This is a genomic window from Rhizobium sp. AN5 (genome assembly GCF_900215255.1).
GTDB classification, from domain to species: Bacteria; Pseudomonadota; Alphaproteobacteria; order Rhizobiales; family Rhizobiaceae; genus Agrobacterium; species Agrobacterium tumefaciens.
This window is the reverse complement of sequence record NZ_OCMJ01000004.1, coordinates 1,409,699-1,428,530: the sequence shown is the minus strand read 5'-3', so window position 1 is coordinate 1,428,530 and position 18,832 is coordinate 1,409,699. Positions and strand designations below refer to the sequence as shown.

At 58.6% G+C, this 18,832-nt stretch carries 18 protein-coding genes and 1 tRNA gene; 9 read left to right on the top strand and 10 right to left on the bottom strand.

Going from position 1 to position 18,832, the window contains the following annotated elements:
• Positions 1-24: 24 nt before the first annotated feature.
• Together CRP02_RS19535 and CRP02_RS19530 are read right to left on the bottom strand one after the other, a co-directional pair.
• Entirely contained in the window at positions 25-1,125 is a 1,101-nt protein-coding gene (locus CRP02_RS19535; RefSeq protein ID WP_179784075.1) for a DUF2865 domain-containing protein, read from the bottom strand.
• Between the two features lie 135 nt (positions 1,126-1,260).
• Entirely contained in the window at positions 1,261-3,576 is a 2,316-nt protein-coding gene (locus tag CRP02_RS19530; protein WP_097172852.1) for an NADP-dependent malic enzyme, read from the bottom strand.
• A 229-nt stretch (positions 3,577-3,805) separates the two neighbouring features.
• Between CRP02_RS19530 and CRP02_RS19525 the strand changes: the two genes are divergently transcribed.
• Positions 3,806-4,642, top strand: coding sequence for a UDP-2,3-diacylglucosamine diphosphatase (locus CRP02_RS19525; protein WP_179784162.1), 837 nt, complete (start codon positions 3,806-3,808; stop codon positions 4,640-4,642).
• A gap of 245 nt (positions 4,643-4,887) precedes the next feature.
• Here the strand turns inward: CRP02_RS19525 and dgcA are convergent, their stop codons facing one another.
• The gene (dgcA, locus tag CRP02_RS19520; RefSeq protein WP_097172054.1) at positions 4,888-5,871 is read right to left on the bottom strand and encodes an N-acetyl-D-Glu racemase DgcA; all 984 of its coding nucleotides are present in this window, start codon (positions 5,869-5,871) and stop codon (positions 4,888-4,890) included.
• 143 nt (positions 5,872-6,014) lie between these two features.
• On the opposite strand from dgcA, the gene CRP02_RS19515 reads away from it, so the two are divergent.
• The 5 genes from CRP02_RS19515 to CRP02_RS19495 all read left to right on the top strand — a co-directional run bounded on the left by CRP02_RS19515 (position 6,015) and on the right by CRP02_RS19495 (position 11,094).
• Positions 6,015-7,175 carry an ABC transporter permease gene (locus tag CRP02_RS19515; RefSeq protein WP_097172053.1) on the top strand — a complete coding sequence of 387 codons (1,161 nt, stop codon included), beginning with the start codon at positions 6,015-6,017 and terminating at the stop codon, positions 7,173-7,175.
• A gap of 10 nt (positions 7,176-7,185) precedes the next feature.
• Entirely contained in the window at positions 7,186-8,022 is an 837-nt protein-coding gene (locus CRP02_RS19510; RefSeq protein ID WP_003515481.1) for an ABC transporter ATP-binding protein, read from the top strand.
• Between the two features lie 8 nt (positions 8,023-8,030).
• Positions 8,031-9,401, top strand: coding sequence for an MCE family protein (locus tag CRP02_RS19505; protein ID WP_097172052.1), 1,371 nt, complete (start codon positions 8,031-8,033; stop codon positions 9,399-9,401).
• 15 nt (positions 9,402-9,416) lie between these two features.
• Positions 9,417-10,022 carry an ABC-type transport auxiliary lipoprotein family protein gene (locus CRP02_RS19500; protein ID WP_019566194.1) on the top strand — a complete coding sequence of 202 codons (606 nt, stop codon included), beginning with the start codon at positions 9,417-9,419 and terminating at the stop codon, positions 10,020-10,022.
• 103 nt (positions 10,023-10,125) lie between these two features.
• On the top strand, positions 10,126-11,094 hold the full coding sequence (locus tag CRP02_RS19495) for an alpha/beta hydrolase family protein (RefSeq protein WP_097172851.1): 969 nt from the start codon (positions 10,126-10,128) through the stop codon (positions 11,092-11,094).
• Between the two features lie 24 nt (positions 11,095-11,118).
• Here the strand turns inward: CRP02_RS19495 and CRP02_RS19490 are convergent, their stop codons facing one another.
• Positions 11,119-11,553: a PACE efflux transporter gene (locus tag CRP02_RS19490; protein ID WP_013636234.1), complete on the bottom strand. Its 435-nt coding sequence runs from the start codon at positions 11,551-11,553 to the stop codon at positions 11,119-11,121.
• A gap of 642 nt (positions 11,554-12,195) precedes the next feature.
• Between CRP02_RS19490 and CRP02_RS19480 the strand changes: the two genes are divergently transcribed.
• Positions 12,196-12,447: a hypothetical protein gene (locus tag CRP02_RS19480; protein WP_097172051.1), complete on the top strand. Its 252-nt coding sequence runs from the start codon at positions 12,196-12,198 to the stop codon at positions 12,445-12,447.
• A 73-nt stretch (positions 12,448-12,520) separates the two neighbouring features.
• On the opposite strand, the gene CRP02_RS19475 is transcribed toward CRP02_RS19480, so the two are convergent.
• The 4 genes from CRP02_RS19475 to CRP02_RS19455 form a co-directional block, all read right to left on the bottom strand.
• On the bottom strand, positions 12,521-12,709 hold the full coding sequence (locus tag CRP02_RS19475) for a hypothetical protein (RefSeq protein ID WP_003515469.1): 189 nt from the start codon (positions 12,707-12,709) through the stop codon (positions 12,521-12,523).
• Positions 12,710-13,004: 295 nt separating this feature from the next.
• The gene (locus CRP02_RS19465; protein WP_003515467.1) at positions 13,005-13,229 is read right to left on the bottom strand and encodes a hypothetical protein; all 225 of its coding nucleotides are present in this window, start codon (positions 13,227-13,229) and stop codon (positions 13,005-13,007) included.
• 195 nt (positions 13,230-13,424) lie between these two features.
• The gene (locus CRP02_RS19460) at positions 13,425-13,676 is read right to left on the bottom strand and encodes a hypothetical protein (RefSeq protein ID WP_097102715.1); all 252 of its coding nucleotides are present in this window, start codon (positions 13,674-13,676) and stop codon (positions 13,425-13,427) included.
• 169 nt (positions 13,677-13,845) lie between these two features.
• Positions 13,846-14,178: a hypothetical protein gene (locus CRP02_RS19455; protein WP_097103317.1), complete on the bottom strand. Its 333-nt coding sequence runs from the start codon at positions 14,176-14,178 to the stop codon at positions 13,846-13,848.
• Between the two features lie 436 nt (positions 14,179-14,614).
• Here CRP02_RS19455 and CRP02_RS19450 point away from each other — a divergent pair, with 436 nt between their 5' ends.
• Positions 14,615-15,055: a hypothetical protein gene (locus CRP02_RS19450; protein ID WP_097172850.1), complete on the top strand. Its 441-nt coding sequence runs from the start codon at positions 14,615-14,617 to the stop codon at positions 15,053-15,055.
• Between the two features lie 134 nt (positions 15,056-15,189).
• Here CRP02_RS19450 and CRP02_RS19445 read toward each other — a convergent pair.
• Both CRP02_RS19445 and CRP02_RS19440 read right to left on the bottom strand, forming a co-directional pair.
• Positions 15,190-15,265: transfer RNA gene (locus CRP02_RS19445), tRNA-Lys, on the bottom strand.
• Between the two features lie 154 nt (positions 15,266-15,419).
• Positions 15,420-15,674: a GlsB/YeaQ/YmgE family stress response membrane protein gene (locus CRP02_RS19440; RefSeq protein ID WP_003515453.1), complete on the bottom strand. Its 255-nt coding sequence runs from the start codon at positions 15,672-15,674 to the stop codon at positions 15,420-15,422.
• 123 nt (positions 15,675-15,797) lie between these two features.
• Between CRP02_RS19440 and CRP02_RS19435 the strand changes: the two genes are divergently transcribed.
• Positions 15,798-18,467 carry a mechanosensitive ion channel family protein gene (locus CRP02_RS19435; protein ID WP_323455379.1) on the top strand — a complete coding sequence of 890 codons (2,670 nt, stop codon included), beginning with the start codon at positions 15,798-15,800 and terminating at the stop codon, positions 18,465-18,467.
• Positions 18,468-18,832 lie beyond the last annotated feature (365 nt).

Genomic DNA, 18,832 nt, shown 5'->3' with positions numbered 1-18,832 from the left:
TCCATACCGGGTGCTTGATAGGAGCTATTGCTGCGGCTGAATGCCCTTCAGCGCCGGGTTTTTCAGGTCGATCCGGCCTGTCTGGTCGGGCAGGAATTTAGGGCCGATGACGCGGACCTTGCTGTTGTTCGGGTCATAGTCGCGTTCCGGAACCGGTTGTTCCGGCGGTTTTGCGGCCTGCTGCAGTTCGGTGGGTTTCTGAGGGGTGTCACCTTGCGGTGATGGAATGGTCGTGATGCTGGAATAGGGTTTCTCAGCTTCCGGCCGCGCAGCCTCCTGCTGCTTCATCTCCTCGTGATAGGCGGCCATGTTGCAGGCGCAGCCTGGGGCTTTGGTTGATGCATTTCGATAGGCAAAGGCGGTCGGCAGGTCCTTGTAGGGCTTTCCCGTTTCAGCCGAGACCATGTCAGCCGTTTCCTGCTCCGTCATGGAGTGGAAATAAAGCTCCGTCTGCGTACCCGGACACATTTTCTGGCATTGTTCGGCCTGCGCACGGAAATCGAGCGGCGAGGCATTGGAAGCGATGGGGAAAAACGAGCCGTCGCAGGTGCGCACGCACAGCGTCCGGAGCCCGCCTTCCGCAGCGGCATTGGGGTAGGGCGAAAGCCCTGCCTGTCCCGGCGGATTGCCCTGTTGGTCGAAGGCGTCGGGATAACGTGTCACATCGGGGGCCGTCGGCTGGCGCGCTTCCGTTTCCGGAATGGCGCTGCAGCCATTGGCGTCAAGGGCGGCGAGAATGCGCTGGCGTCTGATGTCGCCATCATCGCTGCCCTGGGCAGCCATGGCATCGTCGCGATCACGGATGATGGCATCGCGTTCGCTCTGCGCATCCGCCATCGCGTCGCTGATCTCCGCGCAGAGTTCGGCATTCGGGCTGCCATAAACGGTGACGCTTGCGGATGAACAGCCGTAACGGCGCAGATCGTTCCTGATCCTGCGGATCTCGATGTTCTGGCGGGTGAGCGCATTGGCGTAACGCCGTACCTCGGCGGTGTTGCCGATGACACGCGGCGGTTCGCGCAGCTGCGCATAAAGCGTATCGCAGACCTGATCCGCGAAAGCAGCGGCCGGGGCGATGAAAACAAGGGGAAGCAGGAGGCCGATAATGCTGCGGCGCCGGGTCAATGGTGCGATCCGTTCGATGTCCCCGGCCGGTGGCGAGGGTGTTATGCTTCGGGAAATCCGTGTTTCAGGAAGATAACATAAGCTGTTGCCGCAATGCGGCAACAGCATGTTCAAAACTGCGTTAATGCGCCTTCATCACACCGAAGGGTGCGATGCCTGCACGACGGCAAAGGCCGCCATGTTGACAACGCCGCGGGAGGTGACGCTGGGCGACAGGATGTGGGCGGGAAGTGCCGTGCCAAGCAGGATGGGGCCGACATGCAGGCCCTCCGTCAGCGTGCGGGTGACGCCGAGCGTGATGTTTGCGGCATCGAGGTTCGGGAAGACCAGCAGGTTCGCTTCGCCGGTCAGCACGCTGTTGGGCATGGCGCGCTTGCGCAGCGCTTCCGAAAGTGCCGAGCCGCCCTGCATTTCGCCGTCCACTTCCAGTTCGGGTGCCGCTGCCTGCACGATCTTCAGGGCGCGGCGCATCTTGCGGGCGCTTTCCGAATCGCGCGAGCCGAAATTGGAGTGGCTGGCGAGCGCGATCTTCGGCGTGATGCCGAAGCGGCGGATTTCCTTTGCCGCGAGAATGGCCATTTCAGCCACTTCTTCGGAGGTCGGATCGTTGTTGACGAAGGTGTCGGTAAGGAACAGCGCGCCCTGCTGGGTGATGAGCAGGCTGAGGCCTGCGAACGAGCGAACGCTCTCCTGCTTGCCGATGATCTGGTTCACGTCGCGCAGGTGCCGGTCGTAACGGCCTTCCAGACCGCAGATCAGCGCATCCGCCTCACCACGCTTCACCGACAGCGCGCCGATGACCGTGGAGTTGGTGCGCACGATGGTGCGGGCCGCCTCCGGGTTGATGCCGGCGCGGCCGACGAGGGCGAAATAATCATCGACGTAATCGCGGTAACGCGGATCGTCTTCCGGATTGACCACGGCAAAATCGGTATTCGGGCGGATACGCAGGCCGAAGCGCTTCAGGCGCGTTTCGATGATCTGCGGGCGGCCGATGAGGATCGGGATGCCGGTGCCTTCTTCCAGAAGCACCTGGGCGGCGCGCAGCACGCGCTCGTCTTCGCCTTCAGCGAAGATAATGCGCTTCTTTTCGGCGACCTTGGCGGCGTTGAAGACCGGTTTCATGATGAAGCCGGAGCGCCAGACGAAGCGGTTCAACTGGTCGAGATAGGCTTCGAAATCGCTGATCGGCCGGGCGGCGACACCGCTTGCGGCGGCAGCACGGGCAACGGCCGGTGCGATGCGCAGGATGAGACGCGGATCGAAAGGCGAGGGAATGAGGTAGTTCGGGCCGAAGATCGGCGTTTCGCCGCTATAGGCCTTGGCGGCGACTTCCGAGACTTCCTCGCGGGCAAGCTCGGCGATGGCCTGCACGGCGGCCATCTTCATTTCCTCGTTGATCGTGGTTGCGCCGCAATCCAGCGCGCCGCGGAAGATATAGGGGAAGCACAGCACGTTGTTGACCTGGTTCGGGAAATCCGAACGGCCGGTGCAGATCATCGCATCCGGGCGGGCAGCACGGGCCACTTCCGGCATGATTTCCGGATTGGGGTTGGCAAGTGCCAGGATCAGCGGATTTTCCGCCATGCGCTCCAAAAGTTCCGGCTTCAGCACGCCTGCCGCCGAAAGGCCGAGGAAGACATCGGCGCCGTCGATGGAGTCGGCCAGAACCCGCTTGTCGGTCTTCTGCGCGTAGACTTCCTTCCACTCGTCCATCAGCGTGTTACGGCCCTCATAGACGAGACCCTCGATATCGTGGACCCAGATGTTGTCCTTGTTCGCGCCCATGGCGACAAGCAGGTTGAGGCAGGCGAGGGCCGCCGCACCGGCGCCGGAGGCAACGATCTTGACGCTCGAAAGCGATTTTCCGGCCAGTTCCAGCGCGTTGGTGACGGCGGCGGCGACGATGATCGCCGTGCCGTGCTGGTCGTCGTGGAAGACGGGGATGTTCATCTTCTCGCGCAGCTGGCGCTCCACCTCGAAACATTCGGGCGCCTTGATGTCTTCAAGGTTGATGCCGCCGAAGGTGGGTTCCAGCGCTGCGATGGTGGAGACCATGTCGTTTATGCCGGGCGCATCGATCTCGATATCGAAAACGTCGATGCCGGCGAATTTCTTGAAGAGGACGGCCTTGCCCTCCATAACAGGCTTGGACGCAAGCGGGCCGATATTGCCAAGGCCAAGCACTGCCGTACCGTTGGAAATCACTGCAACGAGATTGGCGCGGGCGGTATATTCCGCTGCCATTTCCGGATTTTCATGGATGGCGAGGCAGGGGGCGGCGACACCCGGCGAGTAGGCAAGCGCCAGATCGCGCTGGTTGCCAAGGGGCTTGGTAGCCTGGATTTCCAGCTTGCCGGGGCGCGGGTAGCGGTGGAAAAAGAGCGCCTGTTCCTCGATGTCGGCCTTTGCCGTGTTGGCGGGCGTGTTGTTCTTATCGTGAGAGGTCATGTCTTCCACCGTCATGTCTGGTTCAATTCCGGCCCTCTGAATACAACAAACTTTCCCATGGTACAGCCGTTATTTGCCGCCCCCTCATGCAAATGCGGGCATGGCTTATTCGCGTTTTCGTGATGCCATCAGTCATATTCCATATAAAAACCGGCCATTGTCATGTTGCTGCAACACGAGTCTGGTTCTGAGAGGGAAGAAAGCCGCAGGGACGCAACCGAACAAGGGGATTAAATCCGTGGCCGGTCAAATTGAAACCAGACAGTTCAGAACGCTTTTCATTTCGGATGTCCATCTCGGTTCCAAGGCGGCCAAGACGGATTTTTTGCTCGACTTCCTGAAACATCACGAGGCCGATACGATCATCCTGGTCGGTGACATCATCGACGGCTGGCGCCTGCGCCGCAGCTGGTACTGGCCGCAGGGCTGCAACGACGTGGTGCAGAAGCTGTTGCGCAAGGCCCGCAAGGGAACACGCATCGTTTATATTCCCGGCAACCACGATGAGTTCCTGCGCGAGTTCCCGGGCATGCATTTCGGCGGCATTGAAGTGGCCGAGCGCATGATCCACGAGGCGGGCGACGGCAAGAAGTATCTGGTCATCCATGGCGACGAGTTCGACGTGGTGGTGCGCAACGCCCGCCTTCTCGCCTATCTCGGCGACTGGGCCTATGACGCGGCGATTGCAATCAACATCGCCATTGCTGCGGTGCGCCGCCGCATCGGCCTGCCTTACTGGTCGTTTTCTGCCTGGGCGAAGCTGCAGGTCAAACACGCCGTCAACTTCATCGGCGAATTCCAGCGTGTGGTCGCCGACGAGGCGCGCCGCAACAATGTCGAAGGCGTTATCTGTGGCCACATTCACCATGCGGTGATGGAAGACATGGATGGCATCCGCTACATCAACACCGGCGACTGGGTGGAGAGCTGCACGGCGATTGCCGAAAATGCCGATGGCACTTTCGAGCTGATCACCTGGATGCAGACAAGCGATGTCCCTGAACGCACATCGGATGAGATGGAACCGGTTGATATTCCGGGGCTGATTGGCAAGCACGCGGCCTGATTGGGGTTGGTTCAACAGGCAGGGCGATCCCTAAGCGCGGGATGGTTCAGCTCTCTGTCGTCATCCTTGGGCTTGTCCCAAGGATCTGCAACCGATTGATTTCGCGCGACGTGTATAGATCCTCGGGACAAGCCCGAGGATGACGTCGAGTGTGAGGCAAGGTTGGTCATACAGTTTACGTGATACTGCAAAGATTATTGCGATGTTCGGCGTAGTGCTTTCACACGAAACCCGAACGACGGCTCTTATCCCCACAACTCCGGCTGCGGCGGATAAACCAGCGAACCCTCGTAAACGAGGCCCGGCTGCCGATCCTGCTTGAGAATAAGCGGGCCGTCGAGATCGGAGAAGGCGGCTCCCTGGGCGGCCAGAACGGCGGGGGCCATGCCGAGCGAGGTGCCGAGCATGCAGCCGACCATGATGATGAAGCCTAGCCGCTCCGCCTCTGCCTTCATGACAAGTGCTTCCGTGAGACCGCCAGTCTTGTCCAGCTTGATGTTGATCGCATCGTAACGGTCGCGCAGGTCGGCGAGGTCCCTGGTGGAATGCACGCTTTCATCGGCGCAGATGGGGACCGGGTGGTCGATGCGGGCCAGGATGGCGTCCTTGCCGGCGGGAAGCGGCTGTTCGATGAGCGCGATGTTCAGTTCCGCTGCAAGTTTCAGATAATATTCGATATTATCGTCGTTCCAGCCCTCATTGGCGTCGATGATGATACGCGCGTCAGGTGCTGCGGTGCGCACGGCCCGCAGGCGCGCCTCGTCATCCGCCGTTCCGGTCTTGATCTTCAGCAGCGGGCGGCCAGCGTTTTCCGCCGTTTTCGCCGCCATGGTCTCGGGGTCGGCAAGCGAGATGGTATAGGCGGTAACGAGCGGTTTTGCCGCGTGTCCGAGACTATGTTCGGCAGCACTTTTGCCACTCATCTTGGCTTCGAGGTCCCATAGTGCGCAATCCACTGCGTTGCGGGCGGCGCCGGGTTTCATCACCTGCTGCAATTCCTGCCGTGTCAGGCCGCCGGCAATCTGCTCAGCCATTGCTTCGATATCGGCGATAACGCCTTCGATGCTTTCGCCATAACGCGGATAGGGCACACATTCGCCAATGCCGGTAAAGGAACCATCGCGGATGGTGCACGTTACGACATCCGCATGCGTCCGGGTGCCGCGTGAAATAGTGAAGCTGCCAGCAACGGTGAAACGTTCTGTTGTGGCTTGAAGGTAACGGGGCATGTTTTTTCACTTCCTAACAGGCGTTAAAAGACACATGACGCCAAATTTATCGCGAATTGTCGGCTGTCACTGTGGCTTGCCGAAGGCCAAACCGTTATGAAACCTTTAAGAATCTCGTGACGGCTGCACTCGCTCGGAGCATTATGCAAGAACAGGATATACGGCAACAGGCGAACCCGGCCGCAATCACCGAAGACGGCGCCGTCTCCGGCGGCGGCCAGCGGTATGCCTTGACCGGTTCCTGGCGCAACAGCAATCTTTCCGGCATTTTTGCAAGCCTCGAAAACATCGAGAAAAGCGGGCCTGCCGGTCCGGTGGAGATCGATCTTTCCACGGTGGAGGCAATCGACACAACCGGCGCCTGGGTCATCCGGCGATTGCGCGAAGATATGGAAGCGAAGGGCGTTACCGTCACGCTTACCGGCAACGAGCGAATCGAGGATCTGATCGGCCAATTGCCGGATAAAGCGGCGATGGAGGGCGAGCCTGCCGCCAAGGTGGGACTTGCCGAACGCATTTTCGCGCCGATCGGCCAGGCTGTCGTCCAGAATGGCGCGGATTTCCTCGCGGGCATGTATATTCTCGGTTCCGCCGTGCGCGGCGCGCAGATGAAGCTCGGGCGCGGACGCGGCGTATCGCCGGCGGCCATCGTCAACCAGATTGACCATATGGGCGTGCGCGCCGTGCCGATCATCATGCTGATGTCGTTTTTGATCGGCGCCATCATCGCCCAGCAGGGCGCCTTCCAGCTGCGTTATTTCGGCGCGGAAGTTTTCGTCGTCGATCTCGTCGGCATTCTGCAATTGCGTGAAATCGGCGTGCTTCTGACCGCGATCATGATCGCCGGTCGCTCCGGCAGTGCGATCACGGCGGAAATCGGCTCGATGAAGATGCGCGAGGAAATCGACGCGCTGAAGGTGATTGGTCTCAACCCTGTCGGCGTGCTGGTGTTTCCCCGTCTCGTGGCGCTGACAATCGCACTGCCGCTTCTGACCATCCTTGCCAATTTCGCCGCACTTTTCGGCGCCGCCATCGTCACGCTTCTCTATTCCGGCATCACCTTCGAAGTGTTCCTGTCGCGTCTGCACGGCGCGGTCGAGGAATCGACCATAGCAGCCGGCATGATCAAGGCACCGTTCATGGCGCTGATCATCGGCATCGTTGCGGCGGTTGAGGGTATGAAAGTTGGCGGTTCGGCGGAATCGCTCGGCAAACACGTCACGTCGTCGGTGGTCAAATCGATCTTCGTCGTCATTCTGGTGGATGGCCTTTTTGCCATCTTCTACGCAGCCATCGATTTTTAAGGAGGGCGCGTTGGAAACTTTGGACCAGAAGCCGCAAGAGACAAAAACTGCAAAGGACGGCCGTGAGACGGTTCTTTCCGTCGAGGGCGTGACTGTCGGTTTCAACGGCAGGAACGTGCTTGAGAATCTCGATCTGGACGTTTATCGCGGTGAAATCCTTGGCTTCATCGGCCCATCCGGCGCGGGTAAATCCGTCCTGATGCGTGCGATCTTGAGGCTTCTGCCACGTCAGGCGGGCGCAATCCGCATTCTCGGTACCGACTACGACAAGGCCAGCGAAGACGACCGCATGATGCTCGACCAGCGGCTCGGCGTGCTGTTCCAGCAGGGGGCGCTGTTTTCCGGCCTGACGGTGAAGGAAAACATCCAGCTGCCGATGCGGGAATATCTGGACCTGCCGAAAAAGCTGATGGACGAGCTTGCCTATCTCAAGATCGAGATGGTGGGCCTGAAGCCCGATGCGGGCGACAAATACCCGTCGGAGCTTTCCGGCGGCATGATCAAGCGTGCGGCGCTTGCGCGCGCGCTGTCGCTCGATCCCGACCTTGTCTTCCTCGATGAGCCGACATCCGGCCTCGATCCCATCGGGGCGGCGGAATTTGATATGCTGATCGCGCGCTTGCGCGATTCGCTCGGTTTGACCGTGTATATGGTGACGCACGACCTCGACAGCCTGTTCTCCGTCTGCGACCGCATTGCGGTGCTCGGGCAGAAGAAGGTGCTGGTGGAAGGGACCTTGCAGGACATGTTTGCCTGTGACGACCCCTGGGTGCAGTCCTATTTCCGTGGCAAACGGGCGCGCTCTGTCGTTCTTCCGGACGACAGACACGAAAATCCGGTGGAGTAACAAGAAGCATGGAAACCAAGGCGAACTACACCATAGTCGGAATTTTCACGCTGATCGTGATCGCCGCCGCATTCGGCTTCGTTTACTGGATGGCGGAATTCGGCCGGGGTGGACCGACGGCGCAACTCGTGGTGCGTATTCCCGGCTCGGCAAACGGCCTTTCCGTTGGCTCTCCGGTGCGCTTCAACGGCATTCCTGTCGGCACGGTGCGCGGTCTTGCGATCGACCGTGACGATCCGGCCTATTCCATCGCCTTTACCGAAGTGCAGGCGGACGCGCCGGTTTTCCCGTCCACCCGCGCGGTGCTTGAAATTCAGGGCCTGACGGGCGCTGCCTATATCGAGCTTTCCGGCGGCAACAAGGATGGTGAGCGCATCCTTCAGAAATCGGTGGAAAGCGGCGTTCCCGCCGAGCTGACGGCCGATCTTTCCAGCGTTACGAACCTTCTTGCCACCGCCGACAAGATTCTGAAACGCGCCGATGGCGCTATCGGCGAATTGCAGGGTTTCGTGCAGGATGCCCGCGGGCCGCTGACGCAGACGGTGCGTAACGCCGAGAAGTTCTCCGATGCGCTGGCCGCCAATTCCGACGGTATCAAGAGTTTCATCGCCAGCCTCAGTTCGCTTTCCACCACCGTTCAATCGGTCTCGGTGCGCCTGGACGGCACGCTGACCGCTATCGAAGATCTGGTGAAGGCGGTGGATGCCGGCAAGATCGATTCCATCCTGTCTAATGTCGACAAGGTGACGAAGGACGTCGCTTCCGCTTCCAGCGATATTCAGGGCATCATGGAAACGGTGCAGAGCACGGCGCGCAACTTCGAGGCGGCAAGCACGGAAGTGCAGACGGTGGTGAAGCGCGCGGATGAGCTTTTGGCGTCGGTCGATCCCGCAAAGGTCAGCACCGTGGTGGGTGATGTTTCCGCAGCGACTGCCGATGCGCGCGATGCCGTGGCGAACTTCAAGCGAATTGCCGACGATGTCGGCGCACGCCGGGCCGATATCGACCAGGCCGTCTCCGATTTCACCGACATGGGCCGCAAGCTGAACCTTGCCTCAAGCCGTGTCGATGGCATTCTTGCCAAGGTGGATGGCATGCTTGGAACCGACGATGCCAATTCGCTGTTTGCAAAGGCGCGCGAGACTTTGACCTCGTTCAAGGCCGTGGCCGACAATCTCAATGCCCGAATCGGGCCGATTGCCGAAAATCTGACGCGCTTCTCCAGTTCGGGCCTGAAGGATTTCCAGGCGCTCATCGGCAGCACGCGGCAGACGGTCGACAATCTCAACAATGCGATCACCAATATCGACCGCGATCCGCAGCGGTTGATTTTCGGCGGCGAAACCGTGAAACAATATGACGGCAGAACAAGGCGCTAAAAGGGGTATGGGCCAATGACACGATTGATGAACGGCCATAAGCGCCGTGCCCTGCTTCTGGCTCCGCTGCTTGCGGTTGCGATGGCGGGCTGTGCGGGAACCCCATCGAACGATACGTTCGACCTTTCCGTCTCTTCGGCGACTGTGACGCAGGGGCCGTCGCTCAAAGGCCGGCAATTGCTGATCGCCGATCCGACGGCGCTGAAAGCGCTTGATAGCGAAAACATCGTGGTGCGCCTTTCCGGCTCGGAAGTGCAATATCTCGGCAATTCGCAATGGAGCGACCGCTTGCCGCGCATGGTGCAATCCAAGCTGGTGCAAGCCTTCGAGGATACCGGCAAGCTCGGTGGAGTCGGCCGGCCGGGGCAGGGACTGGCGATCGATTACCAGGTGGTCAGCGATATTCGCACCTTCGAAATCGATACGGCAAAAAACACCGCCGATATCGAGATTTCGGTGAAGCTCTTGAACGATCGCAACGGCACGGTAAAGGCGCAGGAAGTATTCCGCGCCAGCGCACGCGTCAGCGGTTCCGGAAATGCCAATTTCGTCAAAGCGCTGGACCAAGCCTTCGCCGCCGCCACCCGCGAAATCGTGGCCTGGACGCTGAAGTCGCTCTAAGTCCTGACGACGGTCATTTCCGCTACAAGAGATTGCTCTATGTTGCGGGTGAGGCCTGTTGGTGACGGCCTTGCATTCAATGTTTCCGATCCGCGGGTCCGTCATGCGATTTCTGGTATTTCTTTGCCTTTCCCTTGTCTCCGCCATGTGCGGAACAGGCGCCGCTCTGGCGGCCGGTCTTCGGTTGATCGAGATTCCCCCGGCAGGCGGCAAGCCTTCAATGAGGGCGGCGGTGTGGTCGCCCTGCGCGGCAACTCCGGTGGAGATCCGCATCGGTCCCTTCGTTCTGCAAGCGGTGCGTGATTGCCCTGTTGTCGATGGGCAATATCCGCTCGTCATCATCTCCCACGGTTTCGGCGGTACGTATTTCAGCCATCGGGATACTGCGGCGGCGCTGGCGGATGCCGGTTTCATCGTCGCGGCGATCAATCATCCCGGCGATAACGCCATTGACATGAAGCGGGCAGGCGATCTTTCCGCGCTGACCGAACGACCGGCCGATATCGTCCGCCTGCTTGACCATATGCTGGCGAACTGGAACGATGCCCGTTTTATCGATGCCGGAAGGATCGGGGTGTTCGGATTTTCGCGCGGCGGTTATACGGCGCTGGTGCTTGCCGGCGGCGTTCCGGATTTTCCAAATGCCGGATTGCCGTGCCCTGATGGGCAGGCGGCGGTGTGTGCTCAGATGCTGGAAAGGCCTGCTTCGCCTGAGGACCGGGTCTACGATGCGCGGGTGAAGGCTGTGGTTGTTGCAGACCCCCTCAACGCCTTTCCGGGGCGGGCCGATCTGCGAGATATCAAAATCCCCGTTCAGCTCTGGAGTTCGGAGCGCGGCGGCGACGGTGTGGCGCCGGAGGATGTTTTAGGGCTGCGCGACGACCTGCCGGCAAAACCGGACTATCAGACGGTGAAAGGGGCAGGGCATTTTTCGTTCATAACACCTTGCCCCGCCGAGATGGAAAAAGCCCTGGCCGAGATATGCGGCGATATTCCGGGCTTTGACCGGGCGGCGTTTCATCGTCGACTGAACAGCGAAGTCATCCGCTTTTTCACGGCTTCGCTACGCTGACGCACACGCCGGTGCCGCCGTCGATCAGACGGCGTCCTGCGACTGCCATTCCGGCAGCGGGAAAAGCCGGTCGTAGCCCCAGTTGAAGACGAAGGCATAGACCACGTAGAACAGCGCAAACGAGATATCCATCACCAGCGCCTGGGCAAGGCTGATGCTGAGATACCAGGCGATGAAGGGCATCAGCACGATCAGCAGGCCCAGTTCGAACAGCAGGGCATGCGCTACGCGGATAGCAGGCGTCTTCAGCGTCGTGCCTTTCAGGCGCTGCATGGCATGGTCGAAGCCGAGATTGTAAAGATAGTTCCAGGCGGTGGCGAGCGTGGCGCTGACGAGGCCGACAATGCCGATATCTTCCATCGGCATGTGAAATACGAATGCACCCAGCGGCACGACCAGCAGAAGGCCGATGATTTCGAAGCTGAGAGCGTGGCGGATACGATCAGGCAGGGAACGCAATTTATTCTCCGGTATGTGACCGGGCCGTCCCGCATGCTGTCGCCATAATGGCCGAGGTCGTCCTCTCGCAAAGCCATATAGCGGTTTCGGGCAAAATTTCAAGCCTTGGGTCATGGTTTGGTTTGGGAGCGCTCTTCTCAGCGGGAGCGGGATGAGGCGGCAAGGCCGGAGTTATGCGGCGAGGCTTCCCCTTCATCCGACTATTCGTGCCACCTTCTCCCCGGCGTGGAGACGAAGCACGCGGCGGTGCCTTATCTTTTCAATTGTCCGCCGTTTCGCCGCTGCGGAACAAGAACGGTGTTTTTTCGTTATCGCTCATGGAAGGAGGCGTGCCATGCAGCATAATTCTCCAGATGGACGAACGATAAAGGCCGCAAACGCGGCACAGGCCACGACTTACAAGCCTAGCCTCATTTCCCTGAAGGGAAGTTATGTGGCGATGATATTCCGCAGGCCGCTTTGCCAAAATCCGCTGGATCTGCGGAAAAAATAAAAGCGACACGCCTGACCCATTGCCCCATGGCCCACCGATGACGACTGCCGCAATGACAGAGAGCTTTAGATGTCTCTAAAGTTTGATTTTCAATCCGGACCGTCTCCCCTTACATTGGGAGATCGCCACGAAAGCGAAGGGAGAATGACATGAAATCAGTTCTCATTATCGCCGCTGTACTTGGTTTTTCCGCCAGTGCAGCGTTGGCGGAGTGCGCAGGTCATGAAAAGATCAACGCTTCCGTTCCTGCTGTCGACCGTGAATTCAAAACTGCAAGCATCGTTCCGCCGACGGATCCGGTGGACAAGCCCATCGTGATACTGAAAAAGACCGATCGCCTTCCGGCGGCAACGGTTGCGACGACTGGCGAACCCGAAGCCGCAATGAAACGCATGCAATAAGAGAAGATAATGATCGCTTCATTCTGAAAATCCCGTGTGTGAGGTAATCCGCACGGGATTTGTTTTTCGCCATCTAGCTGTCGAGTTTCAGCGACAATTGCTTCGGGCCTTCGTTCTTTTTCAGCACGTAGAGCGGCCGGGCGATGATGACTTCCGTTCGCCGCTGCAATTCCCGTCGTCTCTCGAGCGCGCGCTCGCGCATATCGCGGGAGCGGGCGACTACGGACAGGGCATTTTCTATGGTTGCGTCTGCTGCGTTCATCGCTGACCTCCATAATGTTCACTTTATGTTCTCATTATTGGTCGCTTATGTCAACACTGTGGCAGCGATACTCAAGGGGCAGCTGAAATGCCCTGGAGATGGCCTGTGACGGGGATACTACGGGCTACGCTGAGGGGGACGGCTTCGCCTGGAGCGTTTTCTCCCCTCGCGCTTGCGACGGAGCATCGAACGCCCTTGCGGGCGCGACGGGGGATACTCCGGCCAGCTCAATCGATTTTCGGGATGCTTTGGCAATCATGCCGGGTGCTGATCAGCTCCGGCGGGCGGGAGGCTATCAGGACAGGGGGCGTTGATCCGGTACGGTTAGGCCGGGAAGCAGGTCACTCAGATGTTCACTGGCGAGCGCGACGATGGCAAGCGCGGCCTGCTGGCGGTTCCAGCCTGCGTCTTCCGCTTTTTCGATCAGCCCTTGAATGGAAGGCTCCAGCGCGAACTGGCACTCGGCCTGATAGTCCATGGTATCGATAGAAAGCGATGGAGAATTAATTGCGGCCCGCATCGTTTGGTCTCCCTGTTTTCCGCCATGCCCGTCGTCAAGCGACGCTCAAATCGGAAACATGCACATTCAGAGGCCTATGATATCGGGCAGGCCCGTATATCAATGGCAGCGAATCCCCCAGCAGGCGGGACGTTAACGGCAAGTCTCGATGGCTGTCAACGAACGTCCGGTAGCGACGGTGCCGTCTTACCTATTTCAGAGCCTTCCGTTCCGGAAAGGTTTTCGTCTCCAGACCAGCAATGCCATGACATAAAGCGCAAAAAGCACGAACCATGTGACGGGCAGCACCATGAAAAGCGCCGCATAGGCACAGCTTCCCTCGAAGCAGGAACCGAGAAATCCGGAATCGGCAAGCGTCCCCGACAATAGAAACGCACATACGCCGCTTCCGACTGCGCCGAGGACGAAAAGCAATATGTTGACGATCAATCTCATCACGCCAATCATAGGCATGATTAAGACCGCTTTGCGGAGCGGGTGGCGCTGCCGCGCTGATATTTCGTCGTTTTAGTAGCTCTGTTGCAAAACCGGCGTTGCCTGAGCGGCTGATTTTTTTGAAGGCCGCTTGTTGGTGCAGGCCCCGCCATGATCGGGCAGGGCCGTTATTGCCGGATTCTTACTCGGTGATGGTATATTCGCCGAGTTCGCACAGGTTCTGCGTATCCTCAAGGTCTTCCAGCTCATCGCCCTGGAATTCGAAACGCATATCGTATTTGCACACGCGGCGGCCATCGGCGATGGTGATCTCCATCGTTTCGCCCGGACCAAGCGCCTTCTTTCCGAAAACGTCGTCTTCCCAGTCATCGACGCCGACCGGCGAGGTGTAGAAGGCATTGAGAACGGAGTTCGTTCCGTTCTTCAGCGAAAAGACGAGGTCGTCCGCCTGCGCCGTACCAGCAACCGTCAGCGCAGCCCCGAAAAACACCGCCGTTACCCATTTTGATGTCATGATATCCCCCTTTTGCGCCATCGTTCTGGCTGGGCAATGCATACAACCAAACCAGTGGCTTGCAATGCAAACTGCGGGTTTTGGTTAAATTGCGAAGGGTTCGTTATGGGTAACTTTTCGAGGTATCCAGTATATTTTAAATATTATAAATATATATACATAAATATTTTGAACTTTTGTCTTTCTTAATAGTTCTACTTTCATGAAATAAATATATTATTTTCTGAAAGCGGATTTATTTTGTTATTTTTATTTATTGTTTTCATTTATTTTAATGCGTTTATAATTCTTTTGTATGTATCGTGGATTTTATGCTTTTATATATATTCATTAATGAATCACAGGAGGGTTTTTACTGAAAAAATATTTTTTCAAAAATGACGTTAACTGGTGGGTGGGCCAGGCTGATCGCTTTCCGACGGAGGATACTGGATTTTTGTGCAAACGTTCGTTTTCATTCTCCCGCGGCCTCAAGCTGCCGGGTATCGTGGCACTGGCCACCCTGTACGCGGGTTTTCTGACGCAGGCTTTGGGCCAGTCGCGGGTCTGCAACGATCCTGCTCCGGTCAGCAACCTCAACGAAATGTTCGATGCGATTTACGCATGCTGGGTGCCGCCGGAAGACACGGAGGGGCTTGTCGTGACGCTGCAGTTCATTCTGCATAAGGATGGGCAGATAAGGGGCAAGGTAGTCGTCACCGCCGCGCGCCCGCAGGAAGACAGTCCAAGACGGCAAGCCTTTATCGATTCCGCCATCGACGCGGTGAAGCGGGCAGCGCCTGTTCCCTTCACCGAGGAATTCGGAAGCCGTATTGCCGGGCGGCCCTTGGGGCCACGTTTTATCGGGACAAAAATCATACCCGAAACGAAGTTGTAGGTTTTCTTGGGAGGTGGGTCCACTGTCGCGGCCGCATGTTTAGGCGCGCCGAATGCGGACTGTTTTTTCAGTCCTCGGCGCCGAAGGCGATGCTTTAACTTAGCACCGCAACGTCTTGTCATTTTTAAAGAATTTGGTGGGTGATGTAGGGCTCGAACCTACGACCCGCTGATTAAGAGTCAGCTGCTCTACCAACTGAGCTAATCACCCGACCGACACCGTGTGGCGGTGTGAGGGGGGCTATAAAGGGGAAGTTTCGGCTTGTCCAGCGCGGAAATGAAATTTCTTCGATTTTTGTGACGAAAAAATTTCAGTCGCGCTGGAAAACGCTGGAAATCCGGGATTTTACGGATTTTGTGTTTTGCTATCCGCGCCGGAAGGCTCTGCCTATGACGATGAGGATGCAGGCGCCGATGAAGCCGGCGATGAGATAACCGATCCATCCGGTCAAAACGATTCCGAATACCGAGAGAATGGCGTTGGCGACGATCGCGCCGACGATTCCAAGTAGGATGTTCATGAAAACACCCATATTGCTTTTCATGAATTGTTCGGCGAGCCACCCGGCGACACCACCGATGATGATAGCTGCGATCCAGCCAATACCAGCAGATTCCATGATTTCCTCCCATGATTGCTGCAACATTGAAGGTGATGATTCTCCGGGTGAAAAGCAAGGTAGACTCTCGAAAACCTCGCTTTTTGCGGGTGGTTTTCTGCGCGGCAGGCGGTAAATAGCCTGATGCTGGGTGAAGATATGAAAGGCATGGATGTGCGGTTGATGTTTGGCGGAATGATTGACGGTAGGCCGATGTTCGGCGGGCCTTTATCCGGCCGGCGGCGAAAGGCCGCCCTGGCCGCGATAATGGTCGCGGTACTCACCCTCCTTGGCAGCTTTCTGTCGTCCGCAACCTTGGCGTCGGCGCAGGATGCGCCAGCGGCCGCGCCAGTCGCTATCCAGGCTTCCATCGTCGAGCAGGCGCGTACGGATCTGGAAAAATGGAAGGCCGATATTTCGGCAATCGCCAAACAGGTGGAGGCGGGCGGCAGCGATGACGTGCAGCTGGTGGACCTGAAGGGACGCGCCGATACCATTGCAGCCGATGCTGCCGCCGCCAATACCAAGTTGCGGACCCGTCTGGACCAGATCAAGACGCGTCTCGACGCGCTTGGTGCCGCCCCGGCGGAAGGACAGCCGCCCGAAGCGAGCATGGTGACGGAGGAGCGCTCCCGGCTGACGGCGGAGCGCGCCGAGGTGAATGCCATTGCCGGCGAGGTGGAGAGCACTGCCACCAACGCCGCGCAGATTTCCAACAACATTACGGCAGTTCGCCGGGCACTTTTTGCCGCGACCCTGTTCAAGCGCACCGAAGTCTCTTCCCAGACGCTGGGCGACGCCTCTTCCGCCTTCGTGAGCGAGCTGACCAATCTCAACAACGCCTTCAGCAGCTGGGCGGGTTTCGTGTGGAACTACAAACGCCTGCCGATGTTCGGGGCAGTGATGCTGTCGATCATGGCGGCGCTGTTGTTTCTGGTGGGCGGTTACCGCTTTTTCGGCAGCCGCATGGAAAGGCGGGCCTTTACCGGAGAGCCTTCCTATCTGCGGCGGCTTTCGGTGGCCTTCTGGTCAACCATGGTGCAGTCGCTGTCGCTTTTCCTGTTTCTGGTGACCTCGGCGTTTTTCCTCGATAATTTCAACGTGCTTCGTTCCGATATAGCGCCGATCCTGTTCGGGGCCATGGCAATTACTGGCTTCGTCTATTTCGTGTCGCGGCTGAGCTACGCTATCTTTGCGCCGACGCAGCCGGAATGGCGTCTGTTGCAGGTTTCCAATCGCGGGGCGCACACGCTGTCCTCGGCCGTGCTTTTGATGGCGCTCGTCAACGGTCTCGATTATCTGTTCGGCACGATCAGCGAGACGCTCTATTCGCCGCTGATCGTCACCGTTGCCAAGAGCTTCATTGCCTCCATCATCATTGGCATCATCCTGCTCACCGTGTCGTTCCTGCGCCCGGTGATCGGTGAGGGGCAGGACTACGAGACCGGCAACCAGCGCCTGCCGCGCTGGCTGGTCATTCTGCTCAGGGTCGGCGGGCTTGTTCTCATCGGCGCCTGCCTGACGGGTTATGTGGGGCTGGCGCGGTTCCTTGCCACGCAGATCGTCGCCACGGGTGCGGTGCTCGCAACGATGTATATCGGCATTCTTTCCGGCAAGGCGATTTCGCGACAGGGCGCCTTTTCCGAATCCCTGGCCGGGCGTTATCTCGGGCGGCGCTACGGTCTCGGCCCGGTTGCGCTGGATCAGGCCGGTCTTGCGGCAGGGCTCGGCATCTATGTCATCGCACTCGCCTTCGGCGTGCCGCTCATCCTGTTTTCCTGGGGGTTCCAGCCGGGCGATATCGAAAGCTGGGCCTATCGTCTGCTGACCGGCATCACCGTCGGCAATGCCTCCATCTCGCTGATCGGCCTGTTCGGCGGCGTCCTTGTCTTTGCCATCGGCTACATCATTACACGCTGGTTCCAGAAGTGGCTGGATAACAACGTCATGGCGCGCGGGCAGGTGGATGCGGGCGTGCGCAACTCGGTCAAGACCGGCATCGGGTATCTCGGCATTGCGGTTGCGGCCATTTTCGGCGTCTCTTCCGCCGGTCTTAACCTCTCCAGCCTGGCGCTGGTGGCGTCTGCCCTTTCGGTCGGTATCGGTTTCGGCCTTCAGAACATCGTCTCGAACTTCGTCTCCGGCCTCATCCTGCTGGTCGAGCGTCCCTTCAAGGTGGGTGACTGGGTGGTGACAGGCACGACTGAAGGCACGGTCAAGCGGCTTTCGGTGCGCGCGACCGAGATTGAAACCTTCCGCGGCCAGTCGATCATCGTGCCAAACTCGGAATTCATCAATTCCTCGGTCGGCAACTGGACACACCGCAACCGCATCATGCGTGCGGAAATTCCGGTTTCAGTTTCCTATGAATCCGATCCGCAGCAGGTCATGGATATTCTGCTGGAACTGGTGCGCACCCAGCCGCCCGTACTGCGCAACCCCGAGCCGCATGTGGAATTCCTCCGTTTCGGCGACTTCTCGCTGGATTTCGAATTGCGTTTCCACCTCGCCGATCTTTCGAACGGGCTTGGCGTGAAAAACGCGCTGAGGATTGCAATCCTCAAACGCTTCCGCGAAGAGGGGATCGCCATCCCGTTCCCGCAGCGTAACCTCAACATCCACGTGGAAGGCGATGCCAATCCGCAAATGCTGGCGGCGCTGCTTTCGGAAGAGGGTGACAAGGCGGTGGTGGCGCATACGGGCGCGGCGGCACCTGAGGGCGGAACGGACAAGGATAATGATGCCGGCAAGGCGAGCGACAAGGCCGGTCCGGAAATGAAGCCGACGGCAAAAAACGCCGCCAAGAGCAACTGACCGGCTGCGGCTGCGGCGATTTTTGCCGCGGCCCCGCCGGTGTTTAATATTTTTTCGGGCAGGGCGGGGGAAGTATGCCGTGCGCTTGTGGCGGATTATAATCATGCCCGCAATTTTCATCTAGGCGGTGCAGATATCTGACGAAGTTTCGTCGTAAAAATATAATAGAAATACCCTCTATGACTGTATTGCTGATTAAACTTCAAGTTGATATATTGCCGTTATAGCTTAATTTATTTCTTTTTCTTTCGGGGTTCATATGTCGGATCCAATAGATGGAAATGCCCAGCCTGCCCAGCCTGCCCAGCCTGCCCAGCCTCCGGGCCAAGTTCCCGCAAAAACGTCTTTGCGGGAAAAATTGAGGA